The organism is Blautia stercoris (assembly GCF_054657695.1).
In genome coordinates this window covers 779,710-797,787 of the sequence record NZ_BAAHYF010000002.1, presented here as the reverse complement: position 1 = coordinate 797,787, position 18,078 = coordinate 779,710, and the positions used below count along the sequence as shown (strand labels likewise).

Below are 18,078 nucleotides of genomic sequence, written 5' to 3'. Positions count from 1 at the left end.
AAAACTGTAAGTTGAATTTTTTCTCAAAAACTTTGTTTTTTCTTTTGTGTAAAACGGACATTCGCAATCCGCTTCGCTACTTGCTCATGAACGCAGTCGCTTTGCGCTCTGCACACTTGAAGCGGGGGAATGCTTATCTGCGTTCAAAAAAAGAAGCTGGCTCTTTTTAGAACCCAGCTTCCTTACTGATCTGTCTGATAACCGAAACGGTTGTCGGATTATTCATTTTTTCTGTCAAACTTACTGCTTTCTTATAATGTTTCTTTGCCTGGTCTTTTTCACCAAACCGAAGCAGAACCAGTGCCATATATGCCTCAGCACGCTCCAGTCCCCAATAGTATCCATTTTTCTCAAAACAGGCAATCGCTTTTTCAAGATAAGTTCTGGCCTCTGTATTTTTTTCCATAAAATAATACATCTGACCTACATTAGAATAAAACTGTCCCAGACCATTTGTTACGACTTTTTCTGTTCCCTTTTCTATCGCTATTTTATAATAAGAAAGTGCAGATTGATACTCTTTCATTTCCCTGCATACATCTCCGATGTAATTATAGCAAGCCGCAATATTCATTGCATACTGTCCGCTTCCCCCGTCGCGGTTTTCAAAAAACTCCCTGGCCTGTGTCAGAAGTGCCCTGGCTTCTTCATATCTTCCCTCATGAAGCAGATACCAACCTTTGAGTCTCATAAAAATACCTTTTTCATCGGTATCTGTCTCATCGATTAATTTCATTCCCTCTTTCACATACTTTTTAACCAACAGAAGATTCTCTATCTGAATTCCATAGAAAATCATCTGTTTATAATTATTCAGACGTGCTTTATTATCATTTAAGGTCTCTGCAAGCGATTCGCTTGCCTTGATATTCGCCAGTCCGGTTTCATATTCTCCGATAGCAATATCAAAACGACCTTTTACATAATACATTTCCATTTTCATTTCCTGAAGCTGATGAGAATCTCCTTCAAACCGGATTACCTCTTCTGCCAGGCGCAAAATTTCGTCTGCATGAAAAGAAAGTTCCTGGTTATCGTCGCCATATTCCATCTCCCAATGAAGAACAGGAAAGTTTTCATTGACTATCGTATAATATTCTTTCAAATATGCAATTTTATATTGATATACCTTCACCAGATTATGGCACTTCTCATAGTGGTGAATTGTCATTGGGAGATACGCAAAATTTTTTTTCCCTGTTGCTTTTGCCTCGTAATATTCTGCTAAAATCTGATGGTATGCTCTCTTTTTACCTACACTTTGTTTGTCATAAATATACTCTTTAAACACCTGATGTTCAAATTTATAATAAACATTCCAGCCTACTAAGAGTTCTTTGATTAAATGTCGTTCCTGAAGTTTCTCTAGGACACGAACCAATGTCAGGCGATCCATATCCAGATGCAAAAGCTCAATCTCTTCGATACTGACTTTCTCCGGAAACAGACTCATACAGTTTAATACCTCCAATTCCTGTTCCGGCAGCCCAACCAGACGCGCTTTTATCACATTGTTGGTTTTCTGTGATTTTTCAAGGGTATACCCTTTTTCTTTCATCAGATTAATGGATTCCATCAGGAAAAATGCATTTCCTTCTGTCATGCGGTATACATTCTGTCGTTTCTTTTGATCTTCACTCAACTCCGGAAGAAACTTGCATAAAATTTCGTTGGTTTCTTTTTCATTAAACGGAAACAGATTAATCACATGAAGCCAGCCTTTTTTTACAATGTTATTTAAAGACTCCATCACATCGGCATCTTTTTCCTGATTAAACGTGCACATCAAAAGAATCTTATGCGTACCAAAAGTAAGAAGCAGACGATTTAACAGCTGAATACTGGTCTGATCCATCCACTGGATATCATCAAAAAACAGAACCACTTTATTGTGCTCCAAAATCTTACGGAACATGTCAATCACTGCCTGCTCCATGACCTGATAATTCAGTGCACCGGATTTTCCATTTTCCTCCATGACTTTTCCCTTAAAAAAATGTTCCAGCTGTTCCCATTTTTCTTCACTCATGGATTCTCTTAAAACCTGATAATCCGCCCTCTGTTCCACTTCCCAGAAAATATCACTCCATGGACGAAGGAAAAATTCGGATTCCTCACGATAGCAGGCCGCATACAGACCAATCATCTGATAGCCCTTTACCATCTGCATTGCTTTATCGAGCAGTGCTGATTTTCCAACACCGTCTTCTCCGCCAATTGCCACACATCTGGGACATCCATCTTTTGCTCCGCCCACAATACATTCACTGATTTGGTAAATTTCCTCATTTCTTCCCCAGAATGGCAAGTTCCAGATAACGCCATCTGAGTTTGTATTTCCTTTTACATTAAAAATCCGGTGAAATAATTCGGTTACTTCTGACGATGGTTCTACGCCAAGCTCATCCGCAAGAATTTTCTCCAAATCATAATACAATTTGATTGCCATATTATAGTTTCCATTTAAGGCATAAATATCCATAATTTCATAATACAGCTTTTCATTATACGGATCCTGTTTTAATAAAATATTACTATATTTTTGAATTTCTTCCATATTTTTTGTCGCATCCGCTTTATACAGTTTTTCACGTGCCACTTTCACGAACCGTTTATTATACTGTTCCTGCATGGCTGAAATCCATTCCTCAAATTCATAACTGTTTTTAATCATGAAATGAGAAAGAAATCCCTGCTCCTCTGCATCAAGCAAATTCTCATCATTGAGATTATCCCAGTCAATTTCTGGCATACACTCCGGATTAAGAGAAATGCTCGTATGACCAACTGTCACAAGGATTTCTTTTCCTAAGAGTTTTTTTATCTGATATACTGCTTCTCTAAGGTTTTTTCTTCCAACATTTTCGTTGTCCGCTCCCCAAAGCACAGATATGATTTCCTCTCTCGTTGCTGTTTTCTTTACACACAAATAGTAAAAAAAGCCCTCCGCCTTCTTATATGGAAAGTTCACTCTCTCCCCATCCATCTCCACATAAGGGCGTCCTAGAAGATATACTTTAATATTTGCCACTTTTTATCCCTCACATTTGTAATAGAAGAACAGATGAATATTGCCATTTTTCATTCTGTCCGGTATCTCTGATCCAGGTACAAAACCATACCTGCTTTTCAGTTCTATACTTTAGTATACTCTACTCGTACAACTTGTGTCAACTCTTGTCAAATTGTCTAAAAATTTATTGAAAATATTTTCTTTCTAGTATAAGATAAACTTATCATCAATCTTCAGAGGGGGAATCTTATTGTTACGAAAACCAAAAATACTCTATTACTCAAATGGACAAACTCAAAAAGAAAAAGCCATCGAAAAAGCCGCAAAACGCCTTGGCGCAGATTTTATTTCCATTTCTGAAACAGATTGTACCCAGACCGTCGGTTATCTTGCTAAAGTAAAAGGATTTCCAGTGCATAAAACTTCTATTCTGGAAAACATCTCTGCTGTCTGTCAGGATGTGATGATTCTCTGCTATTTTCCAAATACCCGTCTCGACCTTTTACTTGCATCTATTCGAAACGGTGAAACTCCTGCTGTTGATTTAAAAGCAATCCTGACACCACAAAACTGCTTCTGGACTTTTTCTCAGCTTTATCAGGAATTACTTGAAGAACATTTAAGTCTGTTTTCCAATCAGGAATGACCCATTCTATCTTATATAGCACAACTACATTAATATAGAAGAAAAAGCCGGTTTTCGAGATAGAAAACCGGCCTTTTCTTCTTAGAACATCTTTTTACCAAATGGATTTTTTATTTCGACAGGCTTTTTTACTACTCCTGCTGAAATGGTGTATTGAAAACCTGAATATGTCGTTTGACATTTTCATAAGTTCCCTCTGTCATTGCTGTATTTAAGTCAAAATAGTTATGCTTTTCATTTGAAGCAATATATTCTTCTACTTTCTTTATTAAACTGTTAAAACTTGCTGTCGCAATATTTACCTTTCTGATTCCAAGTGAAATTGCTTTCTGGAAGTCTTTGTCTGTAATTCCGCTTCCTCCATGCAGTACCAACGGAATATCTACATTTTCATGAATCTTTCCAAGCACATCAAATGCCAGTGTTGGAGCTACCGGATAATTTCCATGTGCATTCCCAATTGCAACTGCTAATGCGTCAATTCCTGTCTCTTTGGCAAATACCTTTGCATCATCCGGGTCTGTACAACGGATTCCATGGTCACAGCTTCCATCTTCACTTCCACCAACCAGACCAAGCTCCGCTTCTACAGTTGCTCCATATTGTTTTGCCAGCTCTACTACTTTTTTTGTATTTGCAATATTTTCTTCAAATGGAAGAGTGGATGCATCTAACATAACAGAAGTAAATCCAAGTTCCAGCGCTTTCTGTACCGTTTCAAATGTAAGACCATGATCCAGATGAACTGCAACATCTACTTTCGCTTCTTTTGCAGCCTGAACCATCATTGGTCCCATTAGATGAAGTGGAGAATGTTTCAGACGCACCTCTGCAATCTGAAGAATAATCGGTGTATCTAATTCCTCCGCTGCCTGAATTGCTCCTCGTACCATTTCCATATTTCCAACACTGAATGCTCCGCATCCAATCTTATTTTTCTGTGCTCTTTCGAGTAATTCTTTCATTTTTACAAGTGACATAATCATTCTCCTTCCTGACAAACTGCTGTCTGACATGCATTTACTTTTTCTTTTTTAATTTCTCTCTCTAATAAAATTAAAGAAATCAATGCGAGTGCTGCGCTGAATGCTCCAATAGCAAATACAGCATTGATGTCATATCCATTTCCAAGCACGGTATTGGTAATTGCCGGTGCACTTAGAGTTGCCACCGCAATACCAAACATAACATATCCATAATTTTCTCCAGAATGTTCCATTCCAAAAATAGAACTCGATAAAGATGGGAAACTTCCCATAATTCCACCATAACAGGCATACATCATCACAACGCATACAGTTGTAATTCCTGCCGGTGCAAATACCAAGAGTAACATTGCAATCACTGCTACCACCAATACTACTTTTACACAGATAACTCTTCCTACTTTATCCGCAGCTGTTGGCAGACAAAGCCTTGTAGCTGCATTACAGACCGAACCTGCCATAACCGCCGCAACTGCAACTGAAGCACTGATTCCTCTGTCTATCTGTACCGTCTGTGACAATGGAGATAAAATCAGATATGGAATCAAGCCAAACATCATAGTTGCAAACAGGAAATAAAATTTCTTTGTGCGGAACATTTCTCCGGATGTATACTGTTTTCCTGTGTACACCGGCTTTCCGCCTGCCTGCACACTGCCTGTTCCAACTTCCTCTGTTTTTGGATTTCGGATAAAGATACTTGCCAAAATCCATGAGATTCCAATAAACGTTCCGATTATTAAAAATGTTTTTTCAATTCCAACTCCAGAAAGCAAACTTCTCGAAACCGGTGCCATGAAAAATCCAAACAGACCGTTTGCTGTTACAATCACGCCCGATGAAAATCCGGTTCTTCCCGGAAACCATTTCTGTGCGGTAGAAAGAATGGTTGTATAAATCATTCCCTGTCCAAATCCCTGTAACAATCCATACGTGATATACATCATGACCGGTGATGGTCTCAGTGCCAGTGCACTTAACAAAATACTGGCTGTAAAAATTGCACCGCCCGATACGATTGCAATCTTTGGATTTCTCTTATCCTGAATTCTTCCTCCTACAATATTTCCGAGTACAAATGTGACAAAACTCAGATAAAAACACATCGATGTCTGACCCTGGCTCCATCCGGTTAACTCCATTGCATACGGCTGGTAAATCGACCAGATATGTGGATAACCTGTAAAAAAAATGGCAAATGCACCAAATACCAGTATCAGATATTTTGTAACCGCTCCTGTCCTTTCTTTTTTCATAGCTTCTCCCTCTTTTTTTGATAATATTTTGAATATCTTTTGGTTAATTCTTGATTATAAATTATCATCTTTTTGGTAATTCGTCAATAGTCTTTTCAAAATTTTTAAATTTTGCTTCACAAGTTACTCAAAATATTATACAATAATACTCACAAAACAACTTTTTGAAAGAGGGTTTAATATGAGAACCAAACGAATTGACTTAATTGAACGTTATATAGAAGAAGAAAAACTGGTTTCCTTAGATGTACTCTGTGAAAAATTCGCTGTATCCAAAAACACCATACGCCGCGACATTGAAGAACTGGTCAAAAAAGGCGTCGTAGAAAAAGTATACGGAGGTGTTTCCTTTAAAGTACCACCATCCGATACCCCGCTCGTTCCTTATGAAAAACGCCACACTGTCTTAAATACAGAAAAAGATACCATCTCAAAAAAAGCCGCCTCTTTTGTAAAAGAAGGCGACATTATTTACATTGATACCGGAACAACCTGCTTAAATATGGTCGATTATCTGGCACATGTTCCATGTACAATTATTACAAACAGCCTGAGGATTTTTATGAAAGCTGTACAATATCCGGATTTGCAGATTATTTCTCTTCCCGGCAGACTAAACCGTGATACATTATCCTTTGTCGGAAGTGAAATTCCAACCTATCTGCGTACTTACAACATTACGAAAGCATTTATGGCATCTACCGGAGTCAGTATTCAAAACGGTCTGACCAATGCCTCTGCCGATGAATATGCAATAAAAAAAACGGTCGTAGAAAACAGCCAGACCCGCTTTTTACTCTCCGACCATACAAAATTCGGGAAATTTGCACTCATGACTTATTGTCCACTTAGTGAAATTCAATATTTGATTACGGATACTACGCCACAACAGAAATATCTGGATTACTGTAAAGAACATGAAATTATAATAGAAGTGGCAAAATAAGTTTCGTACAGTGTAAATTAAGCAGCTGCTATATTGACACCAAACGATTTTCTCCTATACAGGCAGAGAAGTGAGACGTAGCGGTGACTACGACGATTGACGAAAACGCAGTAAATAAAAAACGGCTCTCAATCACTTGAAAGCCGTTTTCTCAGTTCTTATACAAACTGATTACATCCTTTATCATAAGTATAATCAATATTGCCCAATTTCTTCTCTAATTCGCTTTTGTCCAAATTCATTGCCTGGCACATATCATCTAAAGAAGAATAGAAATCTCTCAGTTTCAAATTTACAAAACTTAACAAAATCATTGGGTCTTTCGGTATCATTTTACTTTACTCCTTCTTCACGCTTTGCGGTCAACTCTCCATTTTCTACGTCTATGACGATGGTATCTTCCGCTCTTACACTTCCGGAAAGAATCAGTTTTGCGGTCAGTGTTTCCACATATTTCTGCAGATATCTCTTCAGAGGACGAGCGCCGTATACCGGGTCATATCCGCCCTCAATAATATAGTCTTTTGCTGTATCTGTCAAGCGTAAAGATAATTCCTGATCTTTTAATCTGCGATTCAAATCAGCCACAAGTAAATCAACAATTCCACCGATATTCTCTTTTGTCAATGGCTTGAACATTATAATTTCATCCAGACGATTTAAAAATTCCGGTCTGAAATGAGCACGCAGTTCTGCATCTACTTTGTCCCTTGCATCCTGACTGATTTCACCATTTTCTTCGATTCCATCCAACAAGTAAGGAGAACCGATGTTGGATGTCATAATCAGAATCGTATTTTTAAAGTCTACGGTACGTCCCTGTGAATCTGTGATACGACCATCATCCAATACCTGTAATAATACATTAAAGACATCAGGATGCGCTTTTTCAATTTCATCAAATAAAACTACGGAATATGGTTTTCTTCTGACTGCTTCGGTCAGCTGACCACCTTCTTCGTATCCAACATATCCTGGAGGCGCTCCAATTAAACGAGACACAGAATATTTCTCCATGTATTCACTCATATCAATACGCACCATGTTCTGCTCATCATCAAACAGCGTTGCCGCCAAAGTCTTAGCCAATTCTGTTTTACCAACACCAGTTGGACCAAGGAACAGGAATGAACCGATTGGTTTTGTTGGGTCTTTAATTCCGGCTTTGGAACGAATAATGGCATCTGTTACTTTTGTAACCCCTTCGTCCTGTCCGATGACACGTTTATGCAGTTCCTCTTCCAGACCAAGGATTTTTGTTTTTTCTCCTTCGGTCAGTTTTGCTACCGGAATACCGGTCCATCTTGAAATAATTCTTGCAATTTCGTCATCGGTTACACTTTCATGTACCAGAGATAAATCCTGATTTTTCACTTTTTCTTCTTCGATTTCAAGCTGTTTTTGCAGTTTTGGCATTTCTCCGTACTGCAATCTTGCTGCCTCATCAAGATTATAATCTCTCTGCGCTTTCTGAATTTGTTTATTCATATCCTCAATCTGCTCACGCAGTTTGGATAATTTCTCAACGGAAGCTTTTTCATTATCCCACTGGGCTTTTCTTCCATTAAATTCATCACGCAGTTCTGCCATTTCTTTCTGCAGTTCCACCAGACGATCCTGACTTAAACGGTCATTTTCTTTTTTCAGCGCTGCTTCCTCGATTTCCATCTGCATCAGTTTACGATTTAACTCATCAAGTTCTGCCGGCATGGAATCAAGTTCGGTTTTAATCAGAGCACAGGCTTCATCCACCAGGTCAATCGCTTTATCCGGTAAGAAACGATCCGAAATATAACGGTTTGATAATGTTGCTGCTGCAACCAATGCACTGTCTGTAATCTTTACGCCATGGAATACTTCATAACGCTCTTTTAATCCACGAAGAATTGAAATCGTATCTTCGACTGTCGGTTCATTTACCATAACCGGCTGGAATCGTCTTTCAAGAGCTGCATCTTTTTCAATATACTGACGATATTCATCAAGAGTCGTTGCACCAATACAATGCAGTTCACCTCTTGCAAGCATTGGTTTTAACATATTTCCGGCATCCATTGCACCTTCTGTTTTACCGGCACCTACAATCAGATGAAGTTCATCGATAAACAGAATGATTTTTCCTTCACTCTTTCTGACTTCTTCCAGTACCGCTTTTAAACGTTCCTCAAATTCACCACGATATTTTGCACCTGCAACCAGTGCGCCCATATCAAGGGCAAAAATCTTTTTATCTTTTAAGCCCTCCGGAACATCACCTTGTACAATACGCTGTGCTAATCCTTCTACTGCTGCTGTTTTACCAACACCAGGTTCACCAATTAAAACCGGATTGTTTTTGGTTTTTCTTGAAAGAATACGAATGACATTTCTGATTTCGGCATCACGACCGATAACCGGGTCAAGTTTCTGCTGTCTTGCTTTTTCTACCAAATCCTGACCATATTTATTTAAGGTATCATAAGTTGCTTCCGGATTATCAGAAGTCACTCTCTGGTTTCCTCTTACTGTACTCAATGCCTGTAAGAAACGTTCCCTTGTGATTCCATATTCCTGCCAGAATGATTTCATAGTCGGACTCGGGTTATTTAAAAGAGCCAAAAATAAATGTTCAACAGAGACATATTCATCTCCCATCGCTTTGGCTTCGTCCTCCGCACTGACCAGTGCTTTATTTAAATACTGACCAATATACTGCTGACCTCCGGACACTTTTGTTCTGGCATTTAATGCCTGTTCAATTCGATTCAGGAAATGCTCTTTCTGAATCTCCATTTTTTCAATCAGCTTCAGTATCAGGCTGTCCTCCTGATGCACCAGGTTGTAAACCAGATGCTCCTGCTCAATCTCCTGATTTCCAAATTCATAAGCAGTCTTTTCCAAATCCTGTACTGCCTGAAGTGATTTCTGTGTAAATTTGCTAATGTTCATAAAAATCCCTCCATCTATATCAAAGGCTATTGTTTTCTTGTTCTATTGCAAATATAACACCTTTTGTTAGCACTGTCAAGAGATGAGTGCTAATTTTTTATGAAGATTTTGTGAACGCTACAAGCCATGCAAAATGGTGAAAAAAGACGCCCTGCTAGTTTACTTGCAAAGGCGCCTTTTTTTGCTATTTTATAGGGCGACAGCCCTACAGCGAAGGAAGTCTTTCCCGAGCTGTGCATGACGTATGCCACTACTTCACAGAAATTTTTCACTTGCTTTCGCACTCGATTTTCTTAATTTGACCACATTTTTACGACAAATTCTTGGAAAAATAGAACCATCTTCATTGTTTTTTCTGATAAAATTTTGTACTTTGTTCCACTCTTTTCCAACTGTGCTTTATACTTCTCACATTCCTGTACAATCGCCTTTTTTGCATTGTCCATTCAGAAAAATTAATTACCCAAATAGAAATATATAAACAACCCTATAGGTTCTCTCTTGCCAGACATATTTCTTTCAGCGCCTCCCCAATATCTCCATCTACCCCGATCGACTTTCCGGCAATTTCTGAAGGAATATAGACTTCTCCTTTATTGAAGGTGATATAAACTGCTTCAGGTTCAGAAGCAGCAAGACTCATGAAAGGCTCTTTGATCATACGGTTTCGCCATCCCACGCCCAATTCCAGAATCGCTAGTCTTTTACCATGATATTTCTTAATAAAGTTCTGATAGTCTTGCATTTTCTTTTGGAACTGTTCGGTCTGAAAGAATGCATTGCTGTTTACCATATTGACCGTAACTGGCCCTCCACAGCAGGAACAGCAGGGAACCAGTTCTGAGGGGATCTGTCCGTTTTTTTCAGCTTTCGCCATTTTGAGAATTTCATTCTGGTTTTCGTAAGGACCTGTTCCGCATCCATTCTGGCACCGGGACTGGGTGAGACGGCCTTCCATCTCAAAGACCTTATCCCTGTCAAATCCTGCAGGCACGAAATGGTCCTCGCCATTGGAGGTCACAATAAAATAATCTTTGGAACCAACCAGACGATACAGATCCTCCATTACAGGACCGGGCTGTTCCAGATAACATTTCCGGCTGATCAGTCTGCTGAAAAATGCCCATTTAGATTCTTCTGTAGGATACTGAAAGAATAATCCCTGCAGTATGTTTCTGATCCCGTATCTGCTGCGGAAATCTCCGAAATCTTTCTGAAACCAGTGATCATCTGCAAAAATATTGTATCCTTCTGAAATAGATAATCCGTTACTGGCGCCGATGAGAAGAGCGTCTGCTTCCTGGATAGCTTTATAAATATTTCTGAAGTTTTCTTCCATAATGTTATTTCTCCTTTTCCAACTGTATCCGAAGTTCCTTTAATATATCTGCCAGATCGCCTTGCAGGTAAAGACTTCTCCCTTTTAAATGTTCCGGAGCAGAAGAGGCTTCCTGGTTCAGACAGACGTAAAACACCTGGCTGTTACGGGCCGTCATGTCCCAGAAAGGCAGTCTGATCACCCCCGGTGTCATCTCTCTAATCTTTTCCGACAAGTACAGCCTTAAGAGCCAGATATAGCTGACCTGTAGGCAGATGCCACATACTGTAAATATATTTTGTATAGTAGATCCATTGCTGTTCCAGGGAAGAGTAGCCGTAATAGAATCCGGCAAAAGGAGAATTAAAATGGTAGTAGTCTTTGAATTCTCCCAGATGTGTTTCTAATGCAGGAGCCCAGTGGTAATGGTTAAATCCCGCAGCACTGGATAGTCCGGAACCTACGCCTACTACCACTGCATCAGCATCTGTGATCAGCCAGACAAGGGATTCTATGTCCTTGTGACTATGCTTCTCCATGCTCCTTGTTTTGCTCTTTCTTTACCCTCACTGCCTCCTGCAGCACCAGGGCAATGTCTTCTTTGATAGCCAGCCCCTTCTGTTCTATTTCTCCAGGAAGAAGGGCGTCCTTTGGATTAATGGTAATGTAAAACGCCTTAGGCAGGGAGTATGTGAGATTCCAGAAAGGTTCCTGAATAAACATAGGGGTCATTCGTCCTACGCCCAACTCCAGAAAAAGGATCTTCTTCTCTTTATTCTTTTCCAGAAATTCGTTGATCTTCCGGTATTCGTCTCTATACTTGGCACCTTCCAGGAATGTATATCCCCGTACCCAGGGCTCCATCTGGGCTCCGCATTTGGGACAGCGGGGGATCATTTTGGCGGGGATACACAGATTCTCGTCAATAGCTGCATTCATGGCATAGACCATATCCTTGTTGTAATAAATCTGGTCATGACATCGGCGGCTGCACTGATAATAGCGGGAATCACCCTGGATGGCGCTTAATTTTTCTTCGGACACCACACGGGTAAACTGGAAGTCCTGATTGGTGGTCATAATATGATAGTTTTTACCCTCGAGGAGTTCCATGAGATCGTAGTAAGGCTGTCCTGTCGGACACTCATATTCCATATAGCCCATACGTACAAGAAATGCCCAGTGAGCTTCCGGGGAAGGATAATGATAGTAAAATCCGTTAAAGGCTCCGGTAAATCCATATTTTTTATGGAAATCCCCCAGATATTTCTGAAATATCGCATCATTCTGATAGAAAAAATTATAGCCACAAGAAGCGGACATGCCGGCTGCTGCTCCTACCAGAATGGCCTCAGCAGAATTAAGTTTATCTAATAAGGTCCGGGCATTTTTTTGATATGCATTTTCAAAAACAATATTTTTCATTGGCTGCATGGTTGACTTTCCTTTCTTTTATTGTTATTATTAAAATTACATCAAAATTGTACCATGTTAAAATATAAATTACAAGAAGAAAAAGAACATCTGACCAGTGCCCAGATTGCAAAAAGTGTAAAAACAAATCCTGCCTATATCCGGCAGCTGATGGCCGCGCTGAAAAATGCAAGCCTTATCTCCAATACCCAAGGCCGGGCAAACACCTGTCTTACCAAACCTGCGGATGAAATTACTATGCTGGATATATACCGGGCAGTGGAGGGAGAAAAGCCTTTGCTTCATCTTGATATTGATACCAACCCAGAGTGTGGAGTATACTGATAATAATAAAGAGACTGTAACATTCATGGAAAACTATGAGTTGTTTCAGTCTCTTGAGGCACCTCTTTTACATCTCAACTTATTCAATCATTTTTTTGCGCCGCCCTGTATTTTCCGATCCCCGTACTTCTTCATGATAGAAATAGTCCACGATTACAGGATGGCCTGGCTCTGCGCGACCATAAGGCAGTTCGTTGTCTACAAAAGGACAGTCGTATTTTTGGGACATCTGTGCTGCCTGGTTTTCCAATGCCCGAAAATAACTTCGATCTCCCTTGCGATAGATTTCATCATACAGGGTAACAAGGTGGGGATAACATTTCTGAATATAATCCAGGATCTCCTGTTTGAAACCACCGCGGAGATTTAGATTTTCTAACCATACCAGGTCACACTGATCTTTCACACGTTCAAAAATCTTTTCAAAATCTGTGATGCCCGGAAATACTGGGGAAATGAAACAAACCGTGCGTATTCCGGCTTCGTATACCTGCTTCATTGCCTCAAGTCTGCGGCTGATGCTGACAGCTTGATCCATGTCTGCCTGAAATTTTTCATCTAATGTGTTGATCGACCATGAGACAGTGACTTTTCCCATTTCTTTTAGCAAGTCAATATCCCGGAGTACAAGATCCGATTTCGTACAGATAAGGATTTCTGCACCGCTATTTTTTAACTGTTCTAAAATCCTGCGGGTATTTCTTATCTCCTTTTCCTGGGGCAGATACCCATCTGTCACCGAACCAATCACTACCCGTTGGTCTTTATATTTTCTCGGGTTTTTAATTGCCGGCCAGTGTTTTATATCCAGAAATGTTCCCCACGATTCGGTATGCCCGGTGAACCGTTTCATAAAAGAGGCATAGCAGTATTTGCAGCCGTGGGTACATCCTACATAAGGATTGACAGAATATCCCCCCACCGGAAGACTGGATTTAGTCATGATATTTTTTGTTTCTACATCCCGGATCAGAAGATCCTTTTCCATTATTTTTTCCATGCGTTCTGTTCCTCCAAAACCCGAATAAATGCCGAGGGCAGATCCTGGATCATTTGATTATCTCCCATAACGGGAAGTAGATCCTCTTTCATAAACACCGGTTTTGAATCATCTACAATCAGAATTTTTTGTCTTTTATTCATATTTTTTTACCTTTATCCTTGTTGATTTTATGATGTTCCAAATCATATCAGATTGCATCATTTTAATACCAGTTTCTAACATCTTGCTATTTTCTTCTATATTTACTCCTTTTCTTTTTTCTAAATAATAAGCATTACATATGACCATACTTCAAACTGCTTTTGAAAAATAGTTAAATTAATATAATGTCTATTTTGCCATTACATCAAATATCTCCTTAATTTTTCGAATTTCATCCGTAGCTGTCTTGCTGCATCCATAAGGGGATCTTCCTTCTCTGTCTGCTTCTATAACTTCTGCATTATAATGAACACATCCCAAAAAATCCTGCTTCGGGATTCTAGACCTTACAAACTTTTCATCTTCATCATTTCTGATTTTATTTGCTATGACCTTTACTTCCTTTACACCCAATTCTTCTGCCAACCGTTTTACATTTTTATAAGTCTGAACACTTCTGGCCCCCGGCTCTATCACGACGATAAATTGATCCATTCCTTCCGTTGTTCCCCGTCCTAAATGCTCAAGTCCTGCTTCCATGTCCAGGATTACTATATCATCTCTATGTAAAACCAAATTATTAATAATTCGTTTCAACATTACATTTTCAGGGCATACACATCCGCCTCCCGCAGTTTCCACAGTTCCCAAAACCAGAAGTCTAACACCATTATTTTCTTTTCCGTAAATTTCAGGAATATCATCCACTTTTGGATTGATTTTATAAAAAGTATTACTTTTATCTGCACCTGTTCTCTCCTCAATCATCTTTCTCATTTTACTGATAGGAGTAATACTCTCCAGTTCTTCCTCTGAAAAACCCAGTGCAAGTCCAAGATTTGCATCTGGATCCACATCTACAGCAAATACTTTTTTCCCTTCTTCTGCATACAGACGTGCTAATACTGCAGATATCGTAGTTTTCCCTACTCCGCCTTTTCCAGTTACAGCAATTTTCATCTGTTATCTCCTTTACCCGTAATCTATTATGATTTATAATTCCAGTTTCTCTATAATGCCTTTTAAGGCTTCTTACTCCACTTCCTCCAGTTCTGTTCCTTCTGGAAGAATATATCCGCAGTTATAACATACTCCGTCCTCTGCAAGTATCCCGTCTTTCACAAAGGCTTCAATGCCTCCCGGTTCATGACAGCGTGGACAATCTAATTCCAGTATCTTTTTCTGATTTCTTACATCCTGGCAATTGGCAAATTCAATTTTACCCATAGTGATTCCTCCATTTTCATTCCATATCAATTTGTCTTCGCAAAAAAGTTCCTACCATACGGGAAAAATTGCTGATATTACGAATATAGGCAAAGTCTTTTCCATAGATTCTCTTTTCCACGGAGAGTTCTTCTTCATTTCCTACAAAAATACCAATTACGGAAATTCCCTGATTTCTGGCCCGCCGCACCTCATATGCAGTATCTTTCACAGCTCCTTCTCCGTCATAGATCTTGGGCTGACGGGTTCCTGGTCGTTGTATGCTCATATCACAGGGTTTTCCATCACTTAATACGATTAAAATCTTATTTTTTTCCGGTCGCTCCATAAGAGAGGAACAGACTGTTTTCAGTGCAAGCCCATCTCTGTTATTAGCATAGGCCCGAAATTGAAAAATTCTTTCATTTGTTTCCCTTGGATCTTCATAATCCCGAAATCTCTGAAGTACTGTATATCCCCAGAAAGCACAGTATCCTGTCACCCGATGAGGAATTCCTGCCTGGCTTAATGCTTCACTGATAATATATCCCTGTGCCGCTACCTGAGCCTGTCTGCCAGCTTGGGAACCACTGGAATCAATCAGGACGTCTATTGCAAACTCAGAATCTTCTGATCTCTTTTTTCTATTAAATAACTTGTCATCGTCTGTTCTTCCAATTTTCCATAACCTCTCAGGAACAAGCTGCCCTGCATCAGATCTGCTGACAAAATCATCCTTTCGGATTATAAACGCCCGTTTCAGTGACTCTGCTAACACAGAAATATTTCTTTTGATAATCCAGTGATTATTTCCATAATAGGCTTTATTTTTTTCAAACTGCAGCTGAGAAAAACGGTATTGATTATTTTTTATGACAGGGTTCTGTAAAATTCCATCTGTAAGATACAGGATACAGTTTTTGTGGATTCCTGTACAAAATTTCCGGTTGACTCTGGCCTGCTCCGATTCACTTAGATACGATTTCCCGTAATTCAGTTCCACATATTCCCGTATCCGTCGCACTGCCTGTGGATTTATATTCTCCGAGCTTTCCGGAACTTCTTCATTTTCCGGAGAGAAATAAAATCTTTTTTTCTTTTTGTTTCTGATATCCAGACTCATCATCTTTTTTTTGAGATTAGAAAGATATTTTTGAATGATGTCTTCCATCTGTTCATCCGTCATGCATTCCTGCCATGCGTCATTGGCTAATGCCATATCCGGTAAATTCAGAATCTTCTCCAGATTTCCATTCCTTTTTTCAAAAGAGGGATCCAGAACATGATTATAAATCTCATCTATCACGTTTATGACATCTTCCGTATTTTCCGCATCCTTCAGAGAAAGAATCTTGTACAATGCAATCTCTGCCTGTGGATCTATTCCCTCATCGTCTGTGTTCTCCAGAACATGCCTTATATACAGAAGCCTAATCCTGTGAATCAGGTCTGTTCCAGCTTTGTCTGATACCTGCTCTTTCTCGGCCTTTTCCAATTCTCTGAACGCCTGTTCTCTGATTTCCTTTGTTCCCAAACGTTCTCGAATGATAAAACGCTCCACAGCAGCATCCATGCATAATCCAGCAAGAGGCAAAAGTATATCTTCTCCAGCAGAAAAATGTAATTTTTTCATCAAATACATGCCAAGTTTCTTCTGATCAAAATATCGTGCAAAGGCACCCTGCTTCACTGCCTCATATAAAACCGTTTGTTTTGAATAAACATATTTTTCTGTGTCCGGTTCAAATTCTATATCATAATCACCACTGACTGTCCAAAAAAGATTTCTGATACGATTACTAATCTCCAGACGATGTTCTTCCAGTTGTTTCGCCGGCCATCTGACATCCTCCATACAAATTTACCCCCATATGTCTTTTCCGGTCCAGGAAGATGGAATTCTGGTAGAAACCACATCTTCTACGATCTCTTTTTCAAATACATCAAAACTTTTATTTATGATCCCCATCTGGATTGCATCAATTGGAGAAAGTCCGCTTCTTGTTGCTTTTACAGCAGAAACCAATCCTCTCAGGTCAAGAGATTTTGTTGAGATTTCTCCATGATAAGCTTTGATCTGCAAATCCAGAAACAGTCCTGCAAAAGCTTTCAGTGCACTTTTTTCCCCATCTGGAAAATGTTGTCTTAATACAAAAAGGACACTATCCTCATCCATTTCAGGCATATCAATTACCATAAACCTTGAAACCAATGCTTCATTTAGATCTCTGGTACCTGCGTAACCATAATTCATCGTTCCGATAAATCGTGTTGCCGGATGAAGTAAAATCCTGTTATATCCTGGAATATCGATTCTGCGCCGATGATCCAGTGTGGCATGCAGTACAGAAACCGCATCATTTTTTGCCATATTGATTTCGTCCAGGATTCCAAATCCTCCAAATTCTGCGCATTGGTAGATGGGGCCTTTCCGAAGGCAAACCTCATTATTTATAAAGGTATCCGTTCCAATCAGATCGGCACTGTCTGTATTTACATGAAAAGAAATGTCGTATTCCGGTCTTCCGAATATCCATGCCAGTGTCTCACATAGTACATTTTTCCCTGTAGCTTTCGCACCGGAAAGTAACAGGTTATCTCCCTGAAGAAGCGCTGCTATTGACATTTCCAGAATCTTTTTCCCATAAAATAGGATATCCGGTTTTTCTACCCGTTCCTTTACCTGCTCCTCTACCTCATAACGCATGTGAAAATCTCTCAGCTCTCCAATCAATTCCTGCGCTATCTTCTGGTCTCCTAAATATTTTTCTATTTCTGTCCAATGATTTCTCATGAAGATTTTCCTTTCTTTGCAATTGATTATACCAAATCAGATAATATTTCTGTTTACTCAAAATTGTATCCAGTAAGCAGCGC

Annotated in this window: 16 protein-coding genes and 1 pseudogene; 3 read left to right on the top strand and 14 right to left on the bottom strand. The window is 39.5% G+C overall.

The features are described 5' to 3' along the window. Positions 1 to 166 precede the first annotated feature (166 nt). Complete coding sequence (locus ACYQ2D_RS13485; RefSeq protein ID WP_459785796.1) at positions 167 to 3,031, bottom strand: AAA family ATPase; 2,865 nt, start codon at positions 3,029 to 3,031, stop codon at positions 167 to 169. A 232-nt stretch (positions 3,032 to 3,263) separates the two neighbouring features. On the opposite strand from ACYQ2D_RS13485, the gene ACYQ2D_RS13480 reads away from it, so the two are divergent. Continuing rightward, complete coding sequence (locus tag ACYQ2D_RS13480; RefSeq protein ID WP_022303848.1) at positions 3,264 to 3,659, top strand: DUF3783 domain-containing protein; 396 nt, start codon at positions 3,264 to 3,266, stop codon at positions 3,657 to 3,659. 131 nt (positions 3,660 to 3,790) lie between these two features. Here ACYQ2D_RS13480 and ACYQ2D_RS13475 read toward each other — a convergent pair whose 3' ends face one another. Both ACYQ2D_RS13475 and ACYQ2D_RS13470 read right to left on the bottom strand, forming a co-directional pair. Continuing rightward, positions 3,791 to 4,639: a class II fructose-bisphosphate aldolase gene (locus ACYQ2D_RS13475; protein WP_459785794.1), complete on the bottom strand. Its 849-nt coding sequence runs from the start codon at positions 4,637 to 4,639 to the stop codon at positions 3,791 to 3,793. A 2-nt stretch (positions 4,640 to 4,641) separates the two neighbouring features. Beyond that, positions 4,642 to 5,901: an MFS transporter gene (locus tag ACYQ2D_RS13470; RefSeq protein WP_459785792.1), complete on the bottom strand. Its 1,260-nt coding sequence runs from the start codon at positions 5,899 to 5,901 to the stop codon at positions 4,642 to 4,644. Between the two features lie 181 nt (positions 5,902 to 6,082). On the opposite strand from ACYQ2D_RS13470, the gene ACYQ2D_RS13465 reads away from it, so the two are divergent. Further along, positions 6,083 to 6,847, top strand: a complete 765-nt coding sequence (locus ACYQ2D_RS13465) for a DeoR/GlpR family DNA-binding transcription regulator (RefSeq protein ID WP_459785790.1) — start codon at positions 6,083 to 6,085, stop codon at positions 6,845 to 6,847. Positions 6,848 to 7,005: 158 nt separating this feature from the next. Here ACYQ2D_RS13465 and ACYQ2D_RS13460 read toward each other — a convergent pair whose 3' ends face one another. The 5 genes from ACYQ2D_RS13460 to ACYQ2D_RS13440 form a co-directional block, all read right to left on the bottom strand. Beyond that, on the bottom strand, positions 7,006 to 7,179 hold the full coding sequence (locus tag ACYQ2D_RS13460; RefSeq protein WP_022303844.1) for a DUF4250 domain-containing protein: 174 nt from the start codon (positions 7,177 to 7,179) through the stop codon (positions 7,006 to 7,008). A 1-nt stretch (position 7,180) separates the two neighbouring features. After that, a complete protein-coding gene (clpB, locus tag ACYQ2D_RS13455; RefSeq protein ID WP_187558594.1) occupies positions 7,181 to 9,775 on the bottom strand; it encodes an ATP-dependent chaperone ClpB in 2,595 nt (864 codons plus the stop codon). A 487-nt stretch (positions 9,776 to 10,262) separates the two neighbouring features. Next, positions 10,263 to 11,114, bottom strand: a complete 852-nt coding sequence (locus ACYQ2D_RS13450) for an SIR2 family NAD-dependent protein deacylase (protein WP_459785789.1) — start codon at positions 11,112 to 11,114, stop codon at positions 10,263 to 10,265. Between the two features lie 197 nt (positions 11,115 to 11,311). Continuing rightward, complete coding sequence (locus ACYQ2D_RS13445) at positions 11,312 to 11,632, bottom strand: hypothetical protein (RefSeq protein WP_459785788.1); 321 nt, start codon at positions 11,630 to 11,632, stop codon at positions 11,312 to 11,314. Further along, positions 11,619 to 12,527, bottom strand: a complete 909-nt coding sequence (locus ACYQ2D_RS13440; RefSeq protein WP_459785786.1) for an SIR2 family NAD-dependent protein deacylase — start codon at positions 12,525 to 12,527, stop codon at positions 11,619 to 11,621. The genes ACYQ2D_RS13445 and ACYQ2D_RS13440 overlap by 14 nt, the downstream gene beginning before the upstream one ends. Positions 12,528 to 12,581: 54 nt before the next feature. On the opposite strand from ACYQ2D_RS13440, the pseudogene ACYQ2D_RS13435 reads away from it, so the two are divergent. Continuing rightward, positions 12,582 to 12,845 (top strand): annotated as a pseudogene (locus ACYQ2D_RS13435) (Rrf2 family transcriptional regulator); the annotation flags it as partial. Between the two features lie 85 nt (positions 12,846 to 12,930). On the opposite strand, the gene ACYQ2D_RS13430 reads toward ACYQ2D_RS13435, so the two are convergent. From ACYQ2D_RS13430 to ACYQ2D_RS13405, 6 genes are all read right to left on the bottom strand, one after another. Beyond that, on the bottom strand, positions 12,931 to 13,851 hold the full coding sequence (locus tag ACYQ2D_RS13430) for a radical SAM mobile pair protein B (protein ID WP_459785783.1): 921 nt from the start codon (positions 13,849 to 13,851) through the stop codon (positions 12,931 to 12,933). Next, complete coding sequence (locus tag ACYQ2D_RS13425; protein WP_242986793.1) at positions 13,839 to 13,994, bottom strand: hypothetical protein; 156 nt, start codon at positions 13,992 to 13,994, stop codon at positions 13,839 to 13,841. Before ACYQ2D_RS13425 ends, ACYQ2D_RS13430 begins: the two co-directional genes overlap by 13 nt. Positions 13,995 to 14,184: 190 nt before the next feature. Next, positions 14,185 to 14,955: an ATP-binding protein gene (locus ACYQ2D_RS13420; RefSeq protein WP_459785781.1), complete on the bottom strand. Its 771-nt coding sequence runs from the start codon at positions 14,953 to 14,955 to the stop codon at positions 14,185 to 14,187. A 72-nt stretch (positions 14,956 to 15,027) separates the two neighbouring features. After that, the gene (locus tag ACYQ2D_RS13415; RefSeq protein WP_459785779.1) at positions 15,028 to 15,222 is read right to left on the bottom strand and encodes a hypothetical protein; all 195 of its coding nucleotides are present in this window, start codon (positions 15,220 to 15,222) and stop codon (positions 15,028 to 15,030) included. A gap of 16 nt (positions 15,223 to 15,238) precedes the next feature. Further along, positions 15,239 to 17,056 carry a cobaltochelatase CobT-related protein gene (locus tag ACYQ2D_RS13410; RefSeq protein ID WP_459785778.1) on the bottom strand — a complete coding sequence of 606 codons (1,818 nt, stop codon included), beginning with the start codon at positions 17,054 to 17,056 and terminating at the stop codon, positions 15,239 to 15,241. A 6-nt stretch (positions 17,057 to 17,062) separates the two neighbouring features. Further along, entirely contained in the window at positions 17,063 to 17,995 is a 933-nt protein-coding gene (locus ACYQ2D_RS13405) for an AAA family ATPase (RefSeq protein WP_459785777.1), read from the bottom strand. Between the last annotated feature and the right edge of the window lie 83 nt (positions 17,996 to 18,078).